This is a genomic window from Flavobacterium sp. (assembly GCF_027482425.1).
In the GTDB taxonomy this organism is placed as follows: domain Bacteria; phylum Bacteroidota; class Bacteroidia; order Flavobacteriales; family Flavobacteriaceae; genus Flavobacterium.
Genome location: NZ_JAIXWA010000041.1, coordinates 86,019 through 108,375, shown reverse-complemented (window position 1 = coordinate 108,375; position 22,357 = coordinate 86,019). Strand labels below are relative to the sequence as shown.

Genomic DNA, 22,357 nt, shown 5'->3' with positions numbered 1-22,357 from the left:
GTCCCCGAATCCCATTTTGCTTTCTCATTAAAATCCCAGTCGGGGTCGGGTCGTTCACTGCAATCTTGGCTCCGTGCCTCCGCCAAGGATTTCCGTTGCCACCCCTCGCGCAAAACACGCCCGTTACTCCTCCCGATGAACTTTGGAAAAATCAAAAGCCGGGCGACATACCGAAATATATTCGCAGGGTTCGTCAAACGGATTGGAGTATTGAACCCGCGTGTTTTCGGCTATGCGAAGGGATTGACCCGCTTCTAAAACAATCGTTTCACCTTCAATAATGAATTGCTTTTTCCCTGAAATAATATAAGTGTATTCCTCAAATTCAGGCGTTTGAAAAGGTTCACTCCAATGCGGCGGCGCAATCATATGGGCAATTGAAATCGCTTCGTTTTGCGTCGCCACACGGCCGTGATGTTCTTCGATTAACTTACCATCAGTCGTGGGAACCACAAAAGGCGCCGTTTGAATGTGATATTTTTTCATGATTTGATAACTTTTTGTGTACGACTTCCTTCCGATGTTTCAACGGAAAGCCAATACAGGCCCGGGACCAAAGATGAAAAATCCACCGAAGTTACATTTCCGTTCAATGTTTGCACCAATCGTCCCGACGCGTCGTATATCTTCACGTGCTCAATCAATGCATTACTTTGAAGGGTTAAGGTGGTAGTGACGGGATTCGGACTCACATTCACCCCATTTTGCGAAGGATTCGGGGGCGAAATATGCAATACCGCAGTATTAATCACTTGTTGCAAGACAGAAGTGATGCCGCAATGTGTTACTGTTAACGTAACCGTGTACATTCCATTTTGGGCATAGGTGTGCGTGGGTTGCGCCGTAGTTGCTGTCGTGCCATCCCCAAAATCCCAGAGGTAACTCGTTGCGCCCATCGATTGATTGAAAAATTGAACACTCGTTCCCGTTGGATTCGTGTAGGTAAAAGCAGCCACCGGGTCATAAGTCCCAATAAACCAAGTGGGAAACTGATTGTAAACAACCGTTTTTACCGCCTGTTTAATGAGTTGCGCATCGGTTGCCGAAAGGGTCGATTCAAAACTGATTAGCGTTGGGTCCTTTCGAAAAAGGGTGGTATAAAAAGTACACGCCGCAGCATACGACCCTAACAATGAGGGATGACTCCCATCAGCACTATACAAGTTGAGGTTCGGATGATTCGTGCGAAGGTAACGCCACACCGCTCCCACAGGCGATACGATAGCCGCTTCATTTGTTGCCATAGTCATATAACGCTCCCGCAACAAGTCGTCCATGCCGGTATACGTGCACACGGGTGGGTGGGCCGCACAGTTTTGACTGTCACCATTTTGCCGGCCCCAGGTCATATAAAATACGGTTTCCGCACACGGATTTTGGGTGGTAATCAAGGTGTTTAAATCTTCTGCATACGGGAACACCAGCGCATTGACTTGGTTGATGGGAAAGGAGGGAAGCTGACTCTGTTCTTGCAACACTACAAAATCCCAAGTACCTTGTGCAATTTTAGCCAGCGAAGTAGTATTGACCGCATGATCCGATAAACGAAAGCCGCCAGGGGTGTGGCTCTCATGGATCAAAACATCATTGGTCGATTGGGCTGCACTTGCAATCAATCCAGGTAAATTGTTGGTGTTGGTATAACTATTCCCTAAAAACAATACGCGTTTTGTAAGGGGCTGTCCCCAAAGCGGTGGCAGTAAGCAACCCCATAGTAGCAGTACATAAAACGAAATCGAGCCGAAGTTGAATGGTTTTTTCATGCCTTTTTCGAATTATAAATGAAATAAACGGTTACATTCAAAAAGAGAAATCCGTTTTGTATCGTTTTTAAAAAAGCTGATTTTGAAGGCATAGTGCAAATAATTTAATGTTAGGCGAAGATACCCTTTTTTTTATGCATGAAAAGAAGCAAATTGATGAATTTTTCGCATTAATTCCAACCTAAATTCCATTTTCTCCCTCTTTTAAATACTAAACGGTCGTAATTCATCGTTTTTACAATGTTAAGCGAATGTTATGAATAAAAAAATTAAAGTAATTATTGTCAAATCCTTAGCAAAACCCTCTAATTATTCAAGTTTATAGGGTTCTTTGTTTAGTTTTAATAGAATGTTATAAAAGCCGAAAAAAGTTTTTTTTTTTGAAGTAAAAAATTAAATTTGCTCCAATTCAAGTTTATTTACAACTAATAGCTTATAAATTATTAAAAACTAAAAATTTTTAAAAAAATGGCAAACGCAAAAAACGCTAATGGGTCAAATGGAGGTAACTATTTCTCCGCAATTGTAATTGTATTATGTATTTTCGTGGGATGGCTTGTATGGCAGTTCATCATGGGTGCGGGATCTAACTTCGAAGGGGGAACCAATGAAGGGCATCCACTACCCGGTAACTACTTAGCCATGGTTTACAAAGGGGGACCTATCGTACCCGTATTGATGGGATTGTTGTTGATGGTGATTGTATTCTCTTTTGAGCGTTACTTCGTGATCACAAAAGCAGCTGGAAAAGGAAACTTAGACGCGTATTTGCGTTTGGTTCAATCGAGCATTGCTCAAGGAAATATTGATGATGCTATCGCGGCTTGTGACAAACAGCAAGGGTCTGTAGCAAATGCAATTCGTGCAGCTTTGGTGAAATACCAAGATGTGAAAAAAGAAGGATTCTCTAGCGAAGAAGCAGCTGAGATGATCCACAAAGAAATCGAAGAAGCTACGTCTTTGGAGATGCCAATGTTAGAGAAAAACATGACCATCTTATCTACTCTAGTATCGTTAGGAACTTTAGCTGGTCTTTTAGGAACAGTAACAGGGATGATCAAAGCGTTCGCGGCATTAGCAACAGCAGGTACGCCTGACCAAGCGATGTTGGCAAACGGTATTTCTGAAGCATTGATCAACACGGCTACCGGGATTTCTACTTCGGCACTTTCCATTGTAACATACAACTTATTTACATCAAAAATCGATACCTTAACGTATTCTATCGATGAGGCAGGTACCGCTATTGTAAACCAGTACCGTAAAATGAAAGGAAGCTTGAAATAATTTAGGGTAACCTATAATAAAGTAAAAGAGTATATTATGGCAAAAGTAAAAATGTCCAAAAAAGCAGCGTCGATTGATATGACGGCGATGTGTGACGTGGCGTTTCTTTTGCTTACATTCTTTATCCTTACGGCTACCGCTAAAAACCCGGAACCGCTTCAGGTAGAAACACCCAATTCAACGGTACAATCCAAGTTGCCAGAAGAAAACTTAGCCATCATTACCATTGGTGGAAAAGACAAAGTGTTCTACGGAATCAAAGGGAAAGAAGTTCGCAAAAAAACCCTCGAGTTAATGGGCGCTAAATATGGTATTCAATTTACAGAAAACGAAATCCAAGAATTCAGCTTGATTGATGAATTTGGCGTTCCGATCGAAGGATTGAAACAATTGATCGCTATGAAAGGATCAGATCGTAATAAGCAAGGGGTACAACCCGGTATTCCTCACGATACGATCAAGAACAATGAGAACAATCAGTTGAGAGACTGGATTTATACGTCACGCCAAGCAAATATCGATGTGCAAAGAGAGCAGTTGAATTTTGCAATTAAAGGCGATGCAGAAGAGCAATATCCGCGCATCAAACAAGTGATGGACGAGCTTCAGAAACAATCGGTAAACAGTTTCAATCTGGTTACGGGTCTTCGAGGTAAAAATTATTAATCCCAATACATAAGAAATGGCTGAATTAAATACCAACGACGGTGGCGGCAAAAAAGGGAGTGGTAAGGTACGCAGTAAAAAACAAAACTCCAAAGTAGACTTAACAGCTATGGTGGACTTGGCGTTCCTTTTGATCACCTTCTTTATGTTGACGACCACCTTGTCAAAACCACAGGCGATGGATTTGGGATTGCCCGATAAAGAAGAGGACAAAACCAAAGAGAAAGATATTAAAGTAGATCAACGCCGTACCATGACCATTATTTTGGGTGATGACAATAAAATTGAATGGTTTCACGGGTTGTTGGAAGCTCCTGAAGCGGGAGGAAAACCCACCCAAACTACCCACGGTCGCGAAGGAATCCGTAAGGAAATCTTAAAGCGCGTTGAGTCAGTGCCACAGGTTACAGGGAACAAAGACAAAGGGTTAATTGTGATTATCAAACCTACCAAAGAGTCTACCTACCGTAATTTGGTTGATATCTTGGATGAAATGGCGATTTGCTCAGTTCCCACTTATGCGATCGTAAACGATTTTTCTCCAGAAGAAAAAGCGTTGGCTGATAAATTGAATAAAAAATAACCACTCTTGTAGTACAAAAGTATAACGTATGAAACTTGACTTATTAAAAAGACAATGGTTGGATATCGTTTTCGAAGGACGTAACAAGAGTTATGGTGCTTACGATTTACGTATTAAAGACGGAAATACCAACTTACGGGCTTTTTTCATCGGAGCTGTGATTTTCTCGATTGCTGTAGCGACACCTAAAATTGCTGAATTTATTAGTGCAGCAACCGAAGACGATTCGGCTACCATCGATACCAAAATTAAAACGGTGAAAATGCCCCCTAAAGAGGAAAAACCGAAGGAAGAATTACCCCCACCGCCACCACCACCTCCGAAAGTGGATCAGGTGAAGTTTGTGAAGCCGGTAGTTGCCAAAACGGAAGAAATAACCGAAGAGCCTCCAAAGATTGAAGAAATCAAGGATAAAAATTTAGGGAAAGAGGATATCAAAGGAGATCCAAACGCAATTCCTACAGTTGAAGACCCTGGTAACGGGCCCGTTAGTCAGGTAGTTGAAGAAGATAACAACATCTACAACTCGGCAGGGATTGAAGTAAAACCCGAATTTCCAGGAGGTATTGCGAAGTTCTACAACTTCATCAAAAACAATTACCAAGCGCCCGATGAACCCGGCTTAAAAGGACAAGTGTTTGTCTCTTTTGTTGTGGAGAAAGACGGGTCATTAACCGACATCAAAGTATTACGCGATATCGGTTATGGAACAGGGAAAGAAGCCGAGCGTGTGCTGCGTAAGAGTCCAAAATGGACCCCTGCGGAACAAAACGGAAAACGCGTTCGTTGTTCGTACCAAATTCCTATTAAAATCGAAACCCCAGAGGAATAAGCATGCTTACGAAATGGGTAATGCAATACAAGAAGAAATCGCTTAAAGAGCGATTTCTTCTATTTATGGGAATCTTGTTTTTTTTTTTTTTTTTAACATTAGGGTTAATGATCATTTTTTGGAAAAAGATTCCCTTAAACATGGACGACAACTACCGCTTAATGTTTGGAGGACTACTTATCGTGTATGCCTTCTTTCGTTTTTTGCGCTTTTTTAATTCGTCCGAACCGACTGAGGAGTCATGAAAAGAATTTATGCAATCCTAACATATGTGATGTTGGTGTTTTTCGGAACGCTGGGATTCTTCATTTCTTGTAAGCCCAACACCTCCGAAAACCAAAAAGACTCTATACTTCGCGGAAAAGCAACGATTTGGGTTGACGAGTCCTTGTTGCCTATCGTTGAAGACCAACAGTTGGTGTTTCAAACGACGTATGAGGCTTCAATAACCCTTGAGCCTTCTTCCGAAGTTTCTGTGATTAAGAAGTTATCGGAAGCCAAATCAGGCATAGCCATTCTCTCCCGAAAACTAAATACCAACGAAACCCAATTTCTCAAAGCGCAACGCATTGTCCCGAGAACCACTCCGTTTGCGCTCGATGGTGTTGCCTTAATTGGAGCCGCCAATACGCAAGATACGATAGTGAATTTAGAAACTCTTATTGGATTTTTACAAGGCAAGAACAAAGCGCTGAAAGGCCTCGTTTTTGACAACCCCAATTCGGGAACGGTTCGCTATATGATGGAAAAAGCCGGAATTACACAATTGCCTTCGGAAGGCGTATATTCGCAAAAAAATACCCAAGCGGTGATTCAATACGTAGCCGAACATGAGGGTATGATTGGATTAGTGGGAAGTAATTGGCTTTTTGAACCCAATGCTACCTTAAAACCTTGGGTTGAAAAAGTAAAAATACTAGGAGTGCAACAAGCTAACGGGAAAATTGCGTATCCCACCCAAGAAGCCTTGGGGACTAACGCTTATCCTTTGGCACGTGTTTTGTACATCATCAACTGTCAAGGGTATGAAGGACTCGGTATCGGATTTGCCTCTTTCATTGCCGGCGACAAAGGGCAACGCATCGTATTAAAATCAGGCATTGCCCCCATACGGGAACCCGGTCGTAAGATTGTAACCCGAAAACAAATTGAAAAAACAAAAATTTAAATACAAAGAACAATGAGCACGATTAAATTTTTCAGCGTAGCCTTTCTCGCTGCCACTGCCGCCACACAAGCGCAGGACTTAGATCAGGCCAAGAAAGCCATTGATGCTGAACAATATGATAAGGCAAAATCGATTTTAAAGTCCATCATAAAAACCAAACCTGCCGATGGTAAGGCTGCTTTCCTATTGGGGAACGTTTACCTCAAGCAAAGTGTGGAAGACTCGGCCAAAATTACTTTTGATAAAGGATTAACCGCAGCTGAAGGAGGTAAATTCAACAACATCGGATTAGGGCAGTTAGACCTTGAAGCCGGAAATGCGGCGGCAGCCAAATCCAAATTTGACTTGGCGACTCAAGGAATGCGTAAAAAAGAAGTAGAAGAATACGTTTACATTGCGCAAGCGTATATGAATACCGACAAGCCTGACTATCAAGCTGCACTTGCGGTTTTGGAAAAAGCTAAATTAGCCAATCCCAACGATCCCAATGTGAAATTGGTAATGGGCGATGCGTATTATGGGTTAAAAAATCAAAACGATGCTTATTCGGCGTATCGCGATGCTTACAACACAGATAAAAATTTGATTCGTGCCAAAATGCAGTTGGGTGTCCTTTTAAAAGGAGCCAAGGCCTACGTCGAAGCGGTTAAAGCTTACGACGAAGTGGTGAGTATCGATTCTAACTATGGTCCCGTGTACCGTGAGTTGGCAGAAACCTATTATTTATGGGCGAACAACAAACCGGGTACCTACAAGGAAAACATTGCCAAAGCGTTAACCAACTACGAAAAATACATGAGTCTTACCGACTACTCTTTGTCTTCTCGTATGCGTCATGCTGACTTTTTGATCTTGGCTAAAGAGTACAAAGAATTGGAAAAAGAAGCCTTGGAAATGAAGAAAATGGATAAAGTAAATCCGCGTATTCTTCGATACCTTGGATATGCTGCCTACGAAAACGGCAACACCGATGAAGCGATCAACGCCTTGACGGAGTTCTTAGGCAAAGCCAATAAAATTATCGGTGGGGATTACTATTTCTTGGGCTTGGCGCAAGTGAAAAAGTCAATTGGAGCCGATGGTAAAACTATAGACGCAACGTTATTAGCACAAGGGGTTGCAAATCTGAAGAAAGCGGTAGAAATGGACATGAACGTGGCCAATGGCTTGAACGAAATCGGAAAAGCGTACTTTGGACAAAAGTTGTACGGAGTGGCTGCTGGTGTTTTTGAAGCGGCTATTTTGAACACTACTTCCAAAAATTTCTTTGAAGACAACATCTATTATGGATTGTGTGTACACACCGTAAATCGCGGGAAAGATGCCAAAACCATTGACGTAGCCGCCTTGACCAATGCCGATAAAGCAATGGACAATGTGATTGCCGCCAAACCCGAATATCCAGAAGCGTATTTGTACAAAGCACGAATCAACAGTGTAATGGCCAAAGATGATGTTATGACAGAGGCGTACCAAAAGTATTTGGATGCCTTAACCGCCAAAGGTCCCGAGGAAATCACAAAAAATAAAGCCAAGGTGACCGAAGCCTACAACAACATGGCTTCCTTCTACGCCAACAGCGACAAAGCAAAAGCCAAAGAGTTGCTAAACAAAACCTTAGCCTTGGATCCTACCAATGCGTATGCCACGGAATCGCTTAAAGTATTGAAATAATTTCTCTAAATGATAGAAAACCCGGATCACCTCCGGGTTTTTTTATGATGTTAAAATGAGGGATTACTATAGTCTATTCACAATAAAATAGGATATTCGCGTTCTAGTATTTTACACCAGCTTTATGCCTAAAAATTGGTTTGTCCTGTTCTTTATTTTTTGTTTTGTTACCGCAACAGCCCAAAAAACCATTCACCTCAAAGGAACTATTGTCGACCAAGACTCACGTATTCCCATCGAATCGGCGACCGTTTATTTGACCAACCCCAAAGATTCTACCGTAATTGAATACACCATCAGTCAAAAAAATGGAACCTTTGATTTTGCCCTAAAAAAAAGCAATACCCCCGTTATTTTGAAAATTTCCTTTGTAGCCTATCAAGACTATAAAGTGACCTTAAAAAATTTGACCACCACGCAAGATTTGGGGATTATCGGACTCCAACCCGCGGCTCAAACCCTCGATGAAGTGGTGATTAAAAATGAAACACCGCCCATTCGGATCAAAAAAGATACGCTTGAGTTTAACGCCGCGTCTTTCAAAGTGCGGCCCGATGCTAATGTGGAAGCCTTGCTCAAGCAACTGCCTGGTGTTGAAATCGATGCCGAAGGAAAAATTACCGTCAACGGGAAAGAAGTCAATCAAATCCTCGTTAACGGGAAACCCTTTTTTGACCGGGATGGAAAAATTGCTTTGCAAAACTTACCCTCCTCAATGATTAACAAAGTGCAAGTTACCGACACCAAAACCAAACAAGAGGAAAAAACAGGAGCCGTTGCGGCCTCCAACAACGCCAGTATAAACCTCACTATCGACGAAAAGAAAAACAAAGGCTGGTTCGGAAAAGTCATGGCCGGAGCGGGTTCGAGCAACCGCTACGAAAGCAGTGGACTTATCAATTATTTCAACAACAACCGTAAAGTAAGCGTTTTGGCTTCGTCCAACAACATCAATGCGACCGGTTTTTCTATGGACGAGATTTTTGATAATATGGGCGGCGGCCGCAATTCCAATATTTGGGTCGGTGACAACGGTTCGTTTTTTGTCAACCGCCGTCGTTTTGGAGGCAATACGGGCATCACGCAATCCCATTTGGCGGGCGTTAACTATGCCGACGAATGGCGTAAGGACAGTCCCCTTGCCTTGAGTTACTTTTTTAGTGAAGCCAATACCCGCAACAACAGCCGCACGCGACAAATCAACTTTTTGCCTTCGGGGAATTACGAAACCGCCTCGGAAGCATCCTATAAAAATGCAGCCACCGCGCACAATGTCTCAGGCGATATCGAGTGGGCCATCGATTCGACTTTTACAGTGGTCATGGAACCCAAATGGAGCCGTTCCTTGGGTCAGAGTACCAACGTTTCTCGGCAAGAGTCGCGGGATGCTTCGGCGCAATTGCTCAACGAGAGTAATTCATCCTCTATTTCCGAAAATACGGCGACCTCGTTTGAAAATACCACCACATTTACCAAGTCATTTCGTCGGAAAGGACGCAATGTAGCCCTCGTTTTTTACCAAGATCATCAACAAGATGATGCCCAAAATCTTGTGGACTCGCAAACCCTTTTTTACCAAAATAGCCAACCCGACGATATACGAAACCAGCGCAATACGAGTTACAATCGGGTGAATCAGTTTTCGTACGACTTGAAGTTTTACGAACCCGTAAAGGACTCGCTGCGGTGGGTGAACAATGTCTATCATGAGTTTACCAATGAAAAAAACGGCCGCGACTCCCAAGAGTTTGATCCAATAACCAATGATTTTACGCAAGCCAATCCCTTACTCACCAATGCCATGCGCACCAAGCAACAAGTATTTCGACCCACCACGGGTTTGGTTTTGGAAAAATCGGTGTGGAACGCGTCTTTCAATGTAGGTCCGCAATGGAGTACGATGGATGCGGCTATGGATTATTTAGGCGTTACGACTCCCACCAACCGTACGTTTTTTGTGCCCTTTGTAGAAGCGACCTTGAATTTGCGTCTGTCTAAATCGCGAAATATTTGGGGAACGTATTCGTATGACAACGAACTTCCGCGGGGGAGTCAGGTGTTGCCCGTAGAGGATTTGGCCAACCCGTTGAATACCACGATTGGAAACCCGAATTTGGACGCTTCCCTACGCCATTATATTTACGTATCGTTTCGGGATTTTGATTATGCCTCGCGTTCGAGCTACGGATTTTATGCGGGTGGTAATGTTTACGACACCCAGATTGTTTCGGCGACTACGTTTGATGCAAGCCGTAAGCGGACCACGACCTATACTAATGTCTCGGGCACATACAACAGTTGGACGGGAGTGTATTGGAACAAAACCTATAAAAAAGAGGCCCACAAATTTCGCTACGAATTGCGTTGGGCGATGAATTTCGGACTCAGCAAAGGGATTACCGACGGCAACGCTTTTGAAGCCCGTACGGTGACCTTGAACCCACGGGTGAATTTTACTTACGAATACGGTGAAAAACTAATCCTCAATCCCTCGTATCAATTTACCCGAAACATTACGGAGTACACCAATTATGTGGTCAATGCGGCCACCAATTATTTGCACCGCGTGAACCTGCAAACGACCCTATTTTGGCCTACCAACTGGGTCTTTGGTAACGATTTTGGGTATACGTACAACTCCAATATCGCCGACGGTTTTCGCAAGGATTTTTATTTGTGGAATACGAGTTTGGCCTACAGTTTTTACCAAAAGCGTTTTACCGCCAAAGTGAAGGTATATGACCTCTTGAACCAAAACCAAAACGCCACCCGTACGATTACAGCCACAGCGATTCGCGATGAAGAAAATGTGGTATTGCGCCGTTACGTGATGTTTTCGCTCACCTACAAGTTGGACCAATTGGGCAAGGAAAAAAAGCAAGGCCGCCGTCAATATTGGTAGAAATTGAGTCTAATTATTCCACTATTCTTTACGTTATGCACACGACCACACAGTTTGATATACGATTCCTCCTTAGCCTAGGTCTGGGGGTGTTGTTGTTGCTCGCGGTGTTGGCGCGGGTGATGACCCAACATGTATTGTATGCCTACCATCGTTACTTAAGTACTCCCTTCATGATGTATGGCCTTACGGCGGTACTTTGGGCGTCAGCTGTAGGAGCGGAGTTTTGGGAAACGGCTCCTTTGATACGTGTCTTGTGAAGTACAACCCTCCTTGTCACTCCACAGGTAACTAAACTGTGGTTTAAATAATCACCTTAAATGTCATTTTTATTTTTGGTAGAACCAAAGTAAAATTGTAGCATTTTCCCTGAGAGAAATCCTCAGTACTACATATTTATTTCCGTTCTTCAACGTGAAGCATCAATCGAAGCCCACTCCTCTAGTGCCTAGAATTTACAACATACAAAAGGAGCTAGTATTCATTAGAAGCTACCTCATTCAATCACTCCGATTTGATCTAGAAAATTGTCAATTCAATGTTCAAAATTATCAAGACATGCAACTGCTGAAATCAATCACTTTAGAGGGAGCTTCAGCAAAATTTCAAAAAAAAGAAGCCGGATTGATTTACCAGCATAGTTTTTTGTAGTGGGGTAGTAACTGTAACCTCACAAATCTCAATACACCCAATCACATTTTACTTAGAATATTATAAACCTTTAAAAAGATTAAAAATTTTATTGTAATATCAATTCAATAGTATTGCTTTTTCGAACAGCTACATTAGGCTTTATCGATTGACTTTTTACTTTCCCTAATAAATTTCCTTTAAGCTTTACCTTTAGACCTTTATTTTCTAATAATGCAATAGCATCCATACCTGGCATCCCTTTTAGGTTAGGAATCAATTGGTTGTTAAGAGTCAAATTTTTCGAATAGCTTGAATAATTTTGTTCTTGTTTTTTAATTTTTTTATTCAATTCTTCAACATTATCACTAATTGGTAAATCTGTAATAATTTTTTGAGCTATTCTTTTAAACACTGGACCAGCAACATCTGCCCCATAATAATTATTGTTTTTGGTACTTGGTTTATGTATAACAACAATACATGAAAACTTTGGTTTATCTACAGGAAAGAAGCCTACAAATGAGGATATATAATGCTTATTCACTCCATTATTAATTCCATAATTACCTTGAGCGGTTCCGGTTTTACCTGCCATTGAAAAATTTTTAGAGTAAATACTTTTTGCAGTTCCCTTCTTAACCACATTTTCCAATAGGGCTTTTAATTTCTTGACAGTTCCTTCAAAACATATTTTGGGATTGATAATCTCTTTTTCAAATTTTTTGATGGTTTTATTTTTATCTCTTATTTCAGATACAAATTGTGGTTTTATCATTTCCCCATTATTGGCAATAGCATTATAAAGAGTCAAGGTTTGCATAGGAGTTACTTCTACACCATAACCAAACGCTATCCATGGTAATGATATTCCATTCCACTTTGGGGTATTGGGTTGAGGAACAAAGGGTATTCCTTCTCCTTTTATACACAATCCTAATGGTTTATTAAGCCCCATATTATTAATACGGTCAACAAATTGTTTTGGGTTGTTCTTATAGTTTTCATAAACAGCTTTAACCAATACTGTATTTGAGGATATTTCAAAACCTTTGGCTAATGAAATTCTTTGTGGTCCATCTCTGTGTGAATCTACAACATCTTTTCCAAAAAAAGTTATCAAGCCTCCATTACGATCATATACTTTACTAGTATCAACTTTCTTGTCTTCCAATAAGGCAATCATATCAACAAGTTTAAAGGTTGAACCAGGCTCCCCTTTTTCCCTTACAGCGTAATTAAGTTGTTCATAATATTTTGAATCAGTTCCTTTACCCAAATTTGCAATAGCCTTCACAAAACCTGTCTTCGTTTCCATAACAACTACACAACCATGTTCAGCATCAAATTTTTTTAAAGCATCCAACAAGGCATGATGTGCAATATCTTGAATATAAACATCAATAGTTGAAATAACATCATAGCCATCTATCGGTTCAACTTCATTCTCATCTCTGATAGGCTTATACTCTCCATGAGCAATTTTTTGTTTCAATATTTTACCATCTTTACCATTGAGATATTGGTCATAAGATCCTTCAATACCAAAAGTTATTGAATTACCTTTATTGTCAATACTTGTGTACCCTACAGTTCGTCTCGCAATAGCACCTAGCGGATAAGCTCGAATAGTATGTAAATCTGCAATTAATCCACTTTTGTAGCTACCTAAGTTGAACAATGGCAGTTTTTTTACTAATACATAATTGGAATAATTTACTTTATTCTGAATAACAACATACCTCCTTTTCGATTGCTTTGCTTTAGTAAGTATTGAATAATAATATGACTGTGGTTTTCCAAATAATTTTGATAACGAGTGAGATAACGAATCCACTTTACCATTAAAATTTTTATCACTGGGTATTGTTGCATTGAATGCTATTGTATATTCTGGAATAGATATTGCCAGCAAACTCCCGTCTGAAGAATAGATACTACCTTTGTTGGCAGGAACAATAAAAGTCTTAATAGTATTTCGCTCGGCCAATTTTCTATAATATGCTCCGTATTTCCATTGTATAGAAGTGAGTTTACATACTATAGCTATAGCAAATAATAAAATAAGTAAGAACACCAAATAAATACGGTAGTTTATACTATTATTTTCTCTAACCATATTTTATTATTTTTTATTAAACAAATCACCTAAAAAAATTAACACTAAAGCAATAACAAAAAGGACAACAACGTAGAGTATACTATTCACGATAATCATTAAAATAAATTTTAAAATGGAAAGTAATATGGGAAGTAAAATAATCACTAATATTATTATAATAATTGCAGGTACTATATTTTTCATATATGAGTTGTTAAAATGGAAGATTTAAACCATCAATAATAATTTTATCTTTTTTTAGTATAGTATCATTTTCGTTAACAAAGTCGTAACATTCATAAATATCAGAAACCTTACTCTCTTTTGTTTGGATAATTAAATCCATGTAATGATACGTTTGATTACCTACAAAAGAAAACCCTCTACAATTCAAATTGCTACAAGCAACTGAATTACATTTCCCTTCAAAAACATTTAAGTAGGTATTTCCATTTCCTTGAAATTCATCAAAAACATAAGAAAGCTTTTTTAAAAACGTTACCTTATCATAATCTTGATAGGTAAAATGATCTTCTAAAATCAATTTTAGCATACCATTATCTAAATGCTGCATGAAGTACAATACAGCATCTAGCTGTGTGTTCAATGAAATTTCTGCATTATCATTTAATTTTATTCTTCCTCCATCTTCCCGGACAAGGATTACATCGCCAAGTTCAGCAAGTTGCTTTAATAGTTGTTTTTGCTCTTTATTCATGTTTACTTTTTGCGTACTATTCTGTTAGAATAAATTATTAGTAATTGACATTTTTAAATTATTTTACAAATGATGTTGTAAACCTTAGATGGTTTTTATTTAACTATAACAGCTTCAATTTTCTGTGCTACAAGAGGCTCTCCTTCTTCACAATCACAACATATGTTTCCTCCTGCATACGATTTTAATTTGCCATTTCTAATTTCTATTGCTCGATAGGCTGTAGTTAATTTGGAATCTTTATTGTATGTAAAATGCGTAAGTAACCCTATAAAAGTATAATTCTTCAAGTCTGGAATTGGATATTCATATACACAATCATCTGCATCAACTGGAAATTTTCTTTGTGTTTTTCTAATCATAGTTTTCCAAACATCTTCCTTTAATACCAAAATTTTATCTTTGGTTGTATTTGTATAAACGCCTTCTTCATTTGTTGGAGTAAACGATTCTTCTTCAATACTCAAGGCACTTGTAATTTTCGCAAGTATTGAGTCTTGAATTACTTCACCATTTGCAATTGTTTCACCTTCAGGATTTTTGATGTTCTTTTTAACAACTCCTGATTTCGTATCATTTACTATTACATAATAAGTTATGAGACCAATTGCGGCAACTCCACACAATCCAATGATTAGCTTTTTTAATTTATCCATATTAAACATATTATTTTTTAATGGTTTTGATGAATCAATCCCTCAAAAGACTATTCTTTACCGTTGTCAAGAACATAATACGGTCTTTATTAAATGTCATAGCATTCTTAGTTCTGCTTAATGAAACAGACATATTGTCTATATTAGCTCCATACACACCATTGCGATAAGCCAACGGAAAAGGAATGGTTGCTTGTACTAAATCTAAGGTGGACTGAGGTACGCCTTCATCTCCATTTTCAGGAATTAGATTGTAAATAGTGGTTACAATTATACCGTTTTTAATACCTACTATAATTTCACCAATTCTTCTATTAAAAAAGAATTTATCTGTAATTGCAACAATGTATTTATAGGTGTGAACACCAGTTGTAGAGGATATACCAAGTAGTTTAAACTGGGTGGCTTTTGGTGTTAATCGATCTCCCAAATAAAATTTTTGCGAGAAAGAATGAACAGAAACTAACAAGAATAACGTGAGTATAATAGTTCTAATTTTCATTGCTATTCGATTTATTTTTGTTTTCACTTCTAATCAATAATATTCCAGGCAAAAATGTAAATAATCCAACTCCTATAATTGCTCCTATTGCTTCATAAAAATTAGGCATTCCAAAAGTTGATAGGTATCGAAAGAATGTTATGATACCAAAAATGATTAATCCAATTCCAAATAATGTTTTCATGTGTTTTATTTTTTTATGTTAGAAAATAGTTTTGTAGAAAGACTTTTGCTTGCTACTATTGGTTTATATCCAAAAAAGAAAAAGGTAACCCTACTGTTATTATTTATTTTTCAAATTCAAGATTTTGAAGGTGTCCAACATAATGGCAAAGGCTGGAGTCGTTTCATCTAGATAAGTTTCAATGGAACAAGCATCAATGGTCAAAACTCTATTCCCATAACTATAGGCAAATTGCTTGTGATACAATTGCAACCCATGATCAAATGGTGTGAGCATGTGCAAATAATAGAATTCTTTTAAGTCGATAATAAAGGTGCCTCTTTTTACAATTTGAGCTGACCCATATACGGCATTAAATTGCTCTTCAAGTTCTTGGGTTGATAGGGGAGCCATTTGTTGTTTAATAGTTAACTTAGTTGACGTGGGAAACGTTTTTATCGAAACAATAAATGAATTCCCTTTGCCATTCACAATTTTAGCATCCACATCCGGATTGTATATTTTATCTTTTACATACCAGCCATCCGGAATGATAAAAGAATAGTTGTATTTTGAACTGGTAAATTTTGTTTGACTGAAAATGGTTGTTGGAAGAAAAACCATGAAAAGTAATAGTTTATGATACATGACTTTATTGATTTGAAGAGTAATAATTATAAAATTCCAGTTATATAGTTGTAAAGGATTTTTCTATAACATAATTTCTCATTTGCATTAAAGCAGGAAGAAATGCAGCATATTCAAATAAATCAAAGCTAGTTTCAGGATTTGGTTCCAAAGGTTGTTCATAGAACAGAGTGTAAATTTTCAAAAGCATATAGCCATCTTCCTCTTCATCAAAAAATCTAATAATCTCTAATAAATACGTTTCAAATCTTGAGTTTACAAAATCTGCAAGTTCATAATCTGTCATAGGTATATTGTATACTCTAGCTTGCTTAAATAGATTTCTAAAAAAATCTTCTTGCATGTTCTCATATTTTTCTGGATAATTAGATTGATACTCTTGCAACGCAATCAACGAATTGAATAATAACACTTCAAATTTTCCAAAGTTGGTTAAATCTTTATAAGCTCTTTTAATTTCTACAATGGCACCAAAGGCAACCATAAATAATTTTTCTCCATCTGATTTTTGCTGTAATGTTTGTCCTATTGAATCATTAGAGTTATAATGTCTTTTTAATACCGCAAACTGAGCTATTTTGGCGGCATCTTCTCTTGATACAGCACATTTTGAATTTCTAAGAATAACATCAGTTAATTCATTGCCATTGGTGAAATTTGAAGTAAAGTAAGATGTTACCGCATAACAATAGGCATATTCTGTTGCCTCTTTAGAGTATTTAAAATTTAATAATTGGCGCACTTCTTGAACCTCTTGCTCTTGTTGTTGTCTTCCTCCAGGAAATATTTGTTTTCGCAACTGATTAATTTGTTCTTGTTGCTTTCTTTGTTCTGGTGATTTAAATAAGTCGAATAATCCCATGATAATTGTTTTTTAAGTTTGTTGAATCTATTAAATCGAAGAAGTTTATTTCCTTCTACAACTGTTTATAATTAAAAACTAAAAAGGTAACCCTAGTAAATAAAAAAAATCCCAAATCTTTAATTTATCAAAGAATTGGGATATCATTTTAAACCAAAAAGATAGTAATGCTATATTATGTCAAAAAAATTCCGTAACGTCAATATTTCTATTGTTAATCAATAATTTGTCATATACATTTGTTACTTATTAACCTTAAATTTTTTTATTATGGAAACTATTAAAGAAGTTACGAAAGTAAAATATACTGGGAAAACCAATGATTACACTTACACTAAAGATATTTCTGAAAATTCTACTGGAATAGTGAAAAAAGTGATTGAAGTCGATGGAATTACTTCTTGTGAAGTTGAATTTGAAAATGGAATTACGACTTCAATTAATTCAAATGATTTAGAAAAATGATATGAAGAGCATAAAAATCAAAATCAAATGTTAACCTTAAAGGAATTAATGGATTGGGGTATAGATTTAAAATCCGTATTATTCGACATAAATCTTACCACAAACAACTTGTACATACTAAAACATAAAAATTCAATTAGTTTTAAAACTCAACATTCTGAAGTCTATTTAAATTTATGGTATCAACAATATTTTATATGTATAATCCAACTTGCAAAGTTATTTTCTGATAGTGGTCAACAAAAAAGGAGTATTTCAAAACTTTGCAAAAAAATCACAATGGAAGATTTTGACGATGAATTAAATCAAATACTATTATTGAATAAAACTAAATTGAATGATGTTTTGAAAAGCAAAGAAGATTTGATGTCGGTTGTAGCTGAAATAACTTTAGAAATGGAAAATAAATCAGTCATTATTGAAAAAATAAAATCTTTACGAGATAAAGTTTTTGCACATACAGACCCTAATATTCCAGAAGATGATATTAGTGTTGAAGATTTAATTTGTTTAAAAGACTTTGCTAATAAAATTTACAACGATATTTTTGGGAAAATTTTCGACGAAAATTACCATTTTCAATTAACTCAGAAGTATGATTTCAGAAGTATAATAGAAGCATTTATGAAAATAGAATAATTCTTTATGTTTATCTGGTGTAACCTACTCCAACAACACAAACCCTGCCCAGTAATAAGGAGAATATTTTGCTTTCATCTGAGATTGAGCTGACCGAAATGCTTCATGAATCGTTTTACCAGCAAAGCACTCACTATAAAAAATATCAAAAAGTTCTGCTGTTTGCGTATCAGGTACTTTCCATAAACTCATAATGATGTTTTTAACCCCTGCCATTTTAAAAGCACGTTGCAAACCAAAAACTCCTTCACTGCCTTTAACATCTCCTAATCCTGTTTCGCAAGCACTTAACACTACCAACTGACAAGCGCTTAAATCTAGATTTGAAATTTCGTTAGCAGTTAGTATGCCATCTTCTATTGTATTGTTTGGATTTGATTTTCCCCAATAATTTTTAGCCCCTGCCAACAATAAACCGGAACGCATCATTGGATCTTCCAAAGCCTTTAAAATCTTTGACTTACCGCCTGAACTTACAATATCTTTTGAAATTTCTTGAACTGGGTCGGGAAAGAAAAAACCATGAGTCGCAAGGTGTAATACAAAAGGAGTAGTTTTTCCATCTAATGCTTTAATACTTTCTTCTGTTGCTTCACTTTCTTTATATATTTTAGAATTAAAACCACTCTTATTTGCATTTGAGTTAATTCCATCAACTTCTTTTAATGTTCCTGGCAAAGCTTCAATACCGCTTCTTTTTGCAGTATTAATAAAATTTTCATTGGATGATATGGTGTTCTCATTAACAACCATACTAATATTTCCTTTACTTTCAGTGTAATCAATTCCTCCGAAGAGTAGTAACTCAATTTTGCTTTTCTTTTCCAAAGAAGCAACTTTATAATCAATTAATTCCGCGGGAGAATTTAAAATATGAAGTTTATACTTTTCTCCAAAATTTTGTGTTGAATTAATTGGTAAAGCTGCAAAATTGATTTGATGTCCTAATCCTGAAAGTGACAAATAAATATTATTAACACCAATCAATTCTATTTCTAAAGGCTTTAAAAATAAATCGCTAATTAATTTATTTGAATATTGACTGTCAATTTTGTTCGACTTTATTGTTTCATCTTTGCTTGATATTAATAATTCAAGTTGATTTTCTTCAAAAAGAGAAATAATTTTAGGATATTTTGAATGACTTTTAACAAGAAAAACAGAATATTTCATTTTGTTTTCCGCAGACAAATATTGAAAAATATTGATTGAAATATCGTTTTCATTTAATTTAGATTTAATATCCTCCCAAGAAATTGAAATTATCTTTTTAAAGTCTGAAAAACTAACAGATTCTTTAATTAACTCTTTCTCAATTAGGTCTGTTTCAATTATAAGACTTTCAAAATTTTTAGGCCTGTTAACTAAAGACAATTCTTTATTTTTATTAATTTCAACTTTGTTGTTTAAATACTTATCATATTTAGTCTTGATTGATTCATTACTATTTTTTTTGATTGAATTCTTAATTAATTCTTTATTTCTAATTGAAATATTTTTAATTAATATCTCATTATTATATGCGTTTATATTTATTTTAGGATATAAATCTGGAAAATTACTAATGAAAGATAATGGAGATGAAAAAATCTGCATTTCATTTTTTAGGAAAATGTCATTATAATTAATTAACTCATTTTCAGAAGAACTGTATAAATCATTAATAATTTTATCGCGATTTGAAATCAAATATCTTTCATAAAAATTTGCAGCTTTACTATTTATATTTGATCTTCTATATAAATTCGCTAGAATAGATAAATTGGCTACATATAAACGATGCTTTTCTCCATATATTTTTTTATAAATTTCTAATGACCTTAAAAATAATTCTTCCGCTTGGCTAAATTTATCTTGACTAAGGTATAAAGATCCAAAAATTAAAGATGAAAATGCATATTCACTAGTATCTTCACCATATATTTCTTTTTTATATTCTAGTAATTTTGAAAATATGTTTTGTGCTTCAGTGAAGTTTTTTCCCTTTACATAAAAATTTGCTAAGTCATTCAACGATGCAATATAATCCGGATGTTTATTTCCAAGTGTTTCCTTAATAATTTCACTAGCTTCTTTATATAGTCTTTCAGCTTTTGAATAATAATCAATATCCGCATAAAAATTAGCTAAATCATTTAAAGCGTCAGCATATTTAGGGTTTTTTTCTCCAAATATTTCTTTAGTTAATGATAACGACTTTAAATATATCATTTCTGATTTTTCATTTTTCCCCTGAAAATTATATAATTGTGCCAACGAAGTTAAGGTTGAAATATAAAAATCATTTCTTTCCCCTGATATTTCTTTTCTAATAGCTAATGCTTCTATGAGCAATGGTTCTGCTAAATAATATTTATATTGAGCTTTATATAATCCAGCTAAATCCATTAACAATAATGCATATTCAAGATTATTTTCTCCATCAATTTCTTTAACAATAGCTTTAGTTTTAAAATAAAATTCTTCTGATTTAGTGAATCGACCTTGCTCACCATATAAACTAGCTATATTTTTTAAAGTAAGAACATAATAATGATTCTTTTCACCGAAAATTTCCTTAACAACATCTAAAGCCTGAAAATAAAATGTTTCTGACTTTTCTAATTCTCCTTTATCAGAGTATATATCTGCTAAGCCATTTAATGATGTGATAAATTCTTTATCCTTTATCAATAATCCTTTTTTTACTATTTCAATATTTTTTATATATAGATTTTCAGCTTTTAAATACTCCCTATTTGATTTGTAAGTATAAGCTAGTACATTTTGAAACTCTAAATAATTTTGACCATTTATTCCATACAAACTTTCTTGTAATTTTATAGCAAATTCAAGATTTATTATTGCGTTTTTATAATCTGATTTTGACAAATAAAGTACGCCAATGTATGATTTAATATAAATTTTATCATCATTATTCAATGAGTTTTCACCAATTTCATAACCTTTCAATAAAAAAGGCAATGCATTTTCATAATCCTTATTTGAAAATAGTTTTAAGCCGTATTCAACTAATGAAAAATAGTCATTTTTTCCAAATTCTATTGCTTTATCATATTTTTTTAAATCAAAATAAATTGCTGTAGAGTCAACACTATTTTGAGCATTCAAAAAGTGTGATAAAAAAACACAAATTAGAGTAATTAAATTTATATTAATTTTCTTATTCATTAAAAATCCTTTTTTTCAGAAAATCATTATACTTTTTTTTATTTACTTCATCTTTTTTCTCGTTATATGATAAAGCTAGCTCTAGATATATTTCTTGCAAAATATCATCATTTTTTTTATTCAATTTGTTTTGAATTTCAATAGCTTTTTCGCCATATTTAATAAGTTCATCGTTTTTATTTTGTTTATAATAAAAAATTTGTTTCCTGTAATAATCAAATAATAAATAATTAATCTGAAAATACAAGTCTGGATTATTTATGTTTTTGTTCTCATAATTACTATTAAAATCTAATAATACATTTTCATAACCTTTTGAATCTTCTTTCCATCTAAATGCATAGGCATAATTAAAGTCAAAATTCAAATATGCAGTTTCTTTATTCAATTCTATATATTCAATAGCATATTGTTCAGCTTTCTTAAAATTAAAATTTTCTCGGTAATCAATTACTGATAAACAATAAACAGAATTTGAGAAATAAATATTATTTTTTAATTTAAATTGTTTATTTATCAAATAGCATTTTTCATAGTTTAGATATGCATTTGAATAATCTTTACTTACATTATATCCATCTGCAAGAAAATAATGAACTTTAGATAATTTTAAATAATTTTTTTTCGGAGATTTATCCCAAATAGAAATAGATTCTTCAAATGGTTGAGAAGTAAATTGTCCTATTTTATATTTTATAAATCCCTTTAAATATAAATAATGCGCAAATATTGTATCTTTATTACATCCATTTTTTTCTATGTCCTTATCTGCTAATTCAATAAATGTATTGGCTTTTTCCAAGTCTTTTTTGTCATGTTTTACAGAAGTAATTTTTGAAATTGAATCTGAATACTGTTTCCATTCTTGAGAATAAACAAAACAGGGAAGACAAACAATAAAAAATAATAATTTAAACTTTTTCATAC

The 22,357-nt window shown here is 35.5% G+C and carries 21 protein-coding genes; 10 read left to right on the top strand and 11 right to left on the bottom strand.

Annotated elements, in window-relative coordinates:
* Nucleotides 1-123: 123 nt before the first annotated feature.
* Together Q0037_RS05565 and Q0037_RS05560 are read right to left on the bottom strand one after the other, a co-directional pair.
* Nucleotides 124-486, bottom strand: coding sequence for a cupin domain-containing protein (locus tag Q0037_RS05565; protein ID WP_297516491.1), 363 nt, complete (start codon nucleotides 484-486; stop codon nucleotides 124-126).
* Nucleotides 483-1,763 (bottom strand): PKD domain-containing protein, encoded by a 1,281-nt coding sequence (locus tag Q0037_RS05560; RefSeq protein ID WP_297516489.1) that lies wholly within the window; start codon nucleotides 1,761-1,763, stop codon nucleotides 483-485. The genes Q0037_RS05565 and Q0037_RS05560 overlap by 4 nt, the downstream gene beginning before the upstream one ends.
* 468 nt (nucleotides 1,764-2,231) lie before the next feature.
* Here Q0037_RS05560 and Q0037_RS05555 point away from each other — a divergent pair, with 468 nt between their 5' ends.
* The 8 genes from Q0037_RS05555 (at nucleotide 2,232) to Q0037_RS05515 (ending at nucleotide 11,135) form a co-directional block, all read left to right on the top strand.
* Entirely contained in the window at nucleotides 2,232-3,050 is an 819-nt protein-coding gene (locus tag Q0037_RS05555) for a MotA/TolQ/ExbB proton channel family protein (protein ID WP_297516487.1), read from the top strand.
* Between the two features lie 36 nt (nucleotides 3,051-3,086).
* Nucleotides 3,087-3,716 carry a biopolymer transporter ExbD gene (locus Q0037_RS05550; protein WP_297516485.1) on the top strand — a complete coding sequence of 210 codons (630 nt, stop codon included), beginning with the start codon at nucleotides 3,087-3,089 and terminating at the stop codon, nucleotides 3,714-3,716.
* Between the two features lie 16 nt (nucleotides 3,717-3,732).
* Nucleotides 3,733-4,299 (top strand): biopolymer transporter ExbD, encoded by a 567-nt coding sequence (locus Q0037_RS05545; RefSeq protein WP_297516483.1) that lies wholly within the window; start codon nucleotides 3,733-3,735, stop codon nucleotides 4,297-4,299.
* Nucleotides 4,300-4,327: 28 nt separating this feature from the next.
* Complete coding sequence (locus Q0037_RS05540; protein WP_297516481.1) at nucleotides 4,328-5,131, top strand: energy transducer TonB; 804 nt, start codon at nucleotides 4,328-4,330, stop codon at nucleotides 5,129-5,131.
* A gap of 241 nt (nucleotides 5,132-5,372) precedes the next feature.
* Nucleotides 5,373-6,299, top strand: a complete 927-nt coding sequence (locus tag Q0037_RS05530; protein ID WP_297516477.1) for a PstS family phosphate ABC transporter substrate-binding protein — start codon at nucleotides 5,373-5,375, stop codon at nucleotides 6,297-6,299.
* Between the two features lie 12 nt (nucleotides 6,300-6,311).
* Nucleotides 6,312-7,973, top strand: a complete 1,662-nt coding sequence (locus Q0037_RS05525) for a hypothetical protein (protein ID WP_297516475.1) — start codon at nucleotides 6,312-6,314, stop codon at nucleotides 7,971-7,973.
* A gap of 124 nt (nucleotides 7,974-8,097) precedes the next feature.
* On the top strand, nucleotides 8,098-10,875 hold the full coding sequence (locus Q0037_RS05520) for an outer membrane beta-barrel protein (RefSeq protein WP_297516473.1): 2,778 nt from the start codon (nucleotides 8,098-8,100) through the stop codon (nucleotides 10,873-10,875).
* Nucleotides 10,876-10,910: 35 nt separating this feature from the next.
* A complete protein-coding gene (locus Q0037_RS05515; protein ID WP_297516472.1) occupies nucleotides 10,911-11,135 on the top strand; it encodes a hypothetical protein in 225 nt (74 codons plus the stop codon).
* Between the two features lie 479 nt (nucleotides 11,136-11,614).
* Here Q0037_RS05515 and Q0037_RS05510 read toward each other — a convergent pair whose 3' ends face one another.
* From Q0037_RS05510 to Q0037_RS05480, 7 genes are all read right to left on the bottom strand, one after another.
* Nucleotides 11,615-13,624, bottom strand: a complete 2,010-nt coding sequence (locus tag Q0037_RS05510; protein WP_297516470.1) for a penicillin-binding protein — start codon at nucleotides 13,622-13,624, stop codon at nucleotides 11,615-11,617.
* A 196-nt stretch (nucleotides 13,625-13,820) separates the two neighbouring features.
* Nucleotides 13,821-14,324 (bottom strand): hypothetical protein, encoded by a 504-nt coding sequence (locus Q0037_RS05505; RefSeq protein ID WP_297516469.1) that lies wholly within the window; start codon nucleotides 14,322-14,324, stop codon nucleotides 13,821-13,823.
* A gap of 95 nt (nucleotides 14,325-14,419) precedes the next feature.
* A complete protein-coding gene (locus Q0037_RS05500) occupies nucleotides 14,420-14,980 on the bottom strand; it encodes a hypothetical protein (RefSeq protein WP_297516468.1) in 561 nt (186 codons plus the stop codon).
* Between the two features lie 34 nt (nucleotides 14,981-15,014).
* A complete protein-coding gene (locus tag Q0037_RS05495) occupies nucleotides 15,015-15,482 on the bottom strand; it encodes a hypothetical protein (RefSeq protein WP_297516466.1) in 468 nt (155 codons plus the stop codon).
* A complete protein-coding gene (locus Q0037_RS05490; RefSeq protein ID WP_297516464.1) occupies nucleotides 15,472-15,666 on the bottom strand; it encodes a hypothetical protein in 195 nt (64 codons plus the stop codon). Before Q0037_RS05490 ends, Q0037_RS05495 begins: the two co-directional genes overlap by 11 nt.
* 99 nt (nucleotides 15,667-15,765) lie before the next feature.
* The gene (locus Q0037_RS05485; RefSeq protein WP_297516463.1) at nucleotides 15,766-16,293 is read right to left on the bottom strand and encodes a hypothetical protein; all 528 of its coding nucleotides are present in this window, start codon (nucleotides 16,291-16,293) and stop codon (nucleotides 15,766-15,768) included.
* 40 nt (nucleotides 16,294-16,333) lie between these two features.
* Entirely contained in the window at nucleotides 16,334-17,155 is an 822-nt protein-coding gene (locus tag Q0037_RS05480; protein ID WP_297516461.1) for a hypothetical protein, read from the bottom strand.
* A 270-nt stretch (nucleotides 17,156-17,425) separates the two neighbouring features.
* On the opposite strand from Q0037_RS05480, the gene Q0037_RS05475 reads away from it, so the two are divergent.
* On the top strand, nucleotides 17,426-17,620 hold the full coding sequence (locus Q0037_RS05475; RefSeq protein WP_297516460.1) for a hypothetical protein: 195 nt from the start codon (nucleotides 17,426-17,428) through the stop codon (nucleotides 17,618-17,620).
* 27 nt (nucleotides 17,621-17,647) lie between these two features.
* Nucleotides 17,648-18,259 (top strand): hypothetical protein, encoded by a 612-nt coding sequence (locus tag Q0037_RS05470; protein WP_297516458.1) that lies wholly within the window; start codon nucleotides 17,648-17,650, stop codon nucleotides 18,257-18,259.
* A 24-nt stretch (nucleotides 18,260-18,283) separates the two neighbouring features.
* Here Q0037_RS05470 and Q0037_RS05465 read toward each other — a convergent pair whose 3' ends face one another.
* The gene (locus Q0037_RS05465) at nucleotides 18,284-21,430 is read right to left on the bottom strand and encodes a CHAT domain-containing protein (protein WP_297516457.1); all 3,147 of its coding nucleotides are present in this window, start codon (nucleotides 21,428-21,430) and stop codon (nucleotides 18,284-18,286) included.
* Nucleotides 21,423-22,355: a hypothetical protein gene (locus Q0037_RS05460; protein ID WP_297516455.1), complete on the bottom strand. Its 933-nt coding sequence runs from the start codon at nucleotides 22,353-22,355 to the stop codon at nucleotides 21,423-21,425. Before Q0037_RS05460 ends, Q0037_RS05465 begins: the two co-directional genes overlap by 8 nt.
* Between the last annotated feature and the right edge of the window lie 2 nt (nucleotides 22,356-22,357).

Bases quoted from the DNA above. Each gene is read 5' to 3' on its own strand.
- Q0037_RS05565 (WP_297516491.1), bottom strand. From the start codon at position 486: ATGAAAAAATATCACATTCAAACGGCGCCTTTTGTGGTTCCCACGACT.
- Q0037_RS05560 (WP_297516489.1), bottom strand. From the start codon at position 1,763: ATGAAAAAACCATTCAACTTCGGCTCGATTTCGTTTTATGTACTGCTA.
- Q0037_RS05555 (WP_297516487.1), top strand. From the start codon at position 2,232: ATGGCAAACGCAAAAAACGCTAATGGGTCAAATGGAGGTAACTATTTC.
- Q0037_RS05550 (WP_297516485.1), top strand. From the start codon at position 3,087: ATGGCAAAAGTAAAAATGTCCAAAAAAGCAGCGTCGATTGATATGACG.
- Q0037_RS05545 (WP_297516483.1), top strand. From the start codon at position 3,733: ATGGCTGAATTAAATACCAACGACGGTGGCGGCAAAAAAGGGAGTGGT.
- Q0037_RS05540 (WP_297516481.1), top strand. From the start codon at position 4,328: ATGAAACTTGACTTATTAAAAAGACAATGGTTGGATATCGTTTTCGAA.
- Q0037_RS05530 (WP_297516477.1), top strand. From the start codon at position 5,373: ATGAAAAGAATTTATGCAATCCTAACATATGTGATGTTGGTGTTTTTC.
- Q0037_RS05525 (WP_297516475.1), top strand. From the start codon at position 6,312: ATGAGCACGATTAAATTTTTCAGCGTAGCCTTTCTCGCTGCCACTGCC.
- Q0037_RS05520 (WP_297516473.1), top strand. From the start codon at position 8,098: ATGCCTAAAAATTGGTTTGTCCTGTTCTTTATTTTTTGTTTTGTTACC.
- Q0037_RS05515 (WP_297516472.1), top strand. From the start codon at position 10,911: ATGCACACGACCACACAGTTTGATATACGATTCCTCCTTAGCCTAGGT.
- Q0037_RS05510 (WP_297516470.1), bottom strand. From the start codon at position 13,624: ATGGTTAGAGAAAATAATAGTATAAACTACCGTATTTATTTGGTGTTC.
- Q0037_RS05505 (WP_297516469.1), bottom strand. From the start codon at position 14,324: ATGAATAAAGAGCAAAAACAACTATTAAAGCAACTTGCTGAACTTGGC.
- Q0037_RS05500 (WP_297516468.1), bottom strand. From the start codon at position 14,980: ATGGATAAATTAAAAAAGCTAATCATTGGATTGTGTGGAGTTGCCGCA.
- Q0037_RS05495 (WP_297516466.1), bottom strand. From the start codon at position 15,482: ATGAAAATTAGAACTATTATACTCACGTTATTCTTGTTAGTTTCTGTT.
- Q0037_RS05490 (WP_297516464.1), bottom strand. From the start codon at position 15,666: ATGAAAACATTATTTGGAATTGGATTAATCATTTTTGGTATCATAACA.
- Q0037_RS05485 (WP_297516463.1), bottom strand. From the start codon at position 16,293: ATGTATCATAAACTATTACTTTTCATGGTTTTTCTTCCAACAACCATT.
- Q0037_RS05480 (WP_297516461.1), bottom strand. From the start codon at position 17,155: ATGGGATTATTCGACTTATTTAAATCACCAGAACAAAGAAAGCAACAA.
- Q0037_RS05475 (WP_297516460.1), top strand. From the start codon at position 17,426: ATGGAAACTATTAAAGAAGTTACGAAAGTAAAATATACTGGGAAAACC.
- Q0037_RS05470 (WP_297516458.1), top strand. From the start codon at position 17,648: ATGTTAACCTTAAAGGAATTAATGGATTGGGGTATAGATTTAAAATCC.
- Q0037_RS05465 (WP_297516457.1), bottom strand. From the start codon at position 21,430: ATGAATAAGAAAATTAATATAAATTTAATTACTCTAATTTGTGTTTTT.
- Q0037_RS05460 (WP_297516455.1), bottom strand. From the start codon at position 22,355: ATGAAAAAGTTTAAATTATTATTTTTTATTGTTTGTCTTCCCTGTTTT.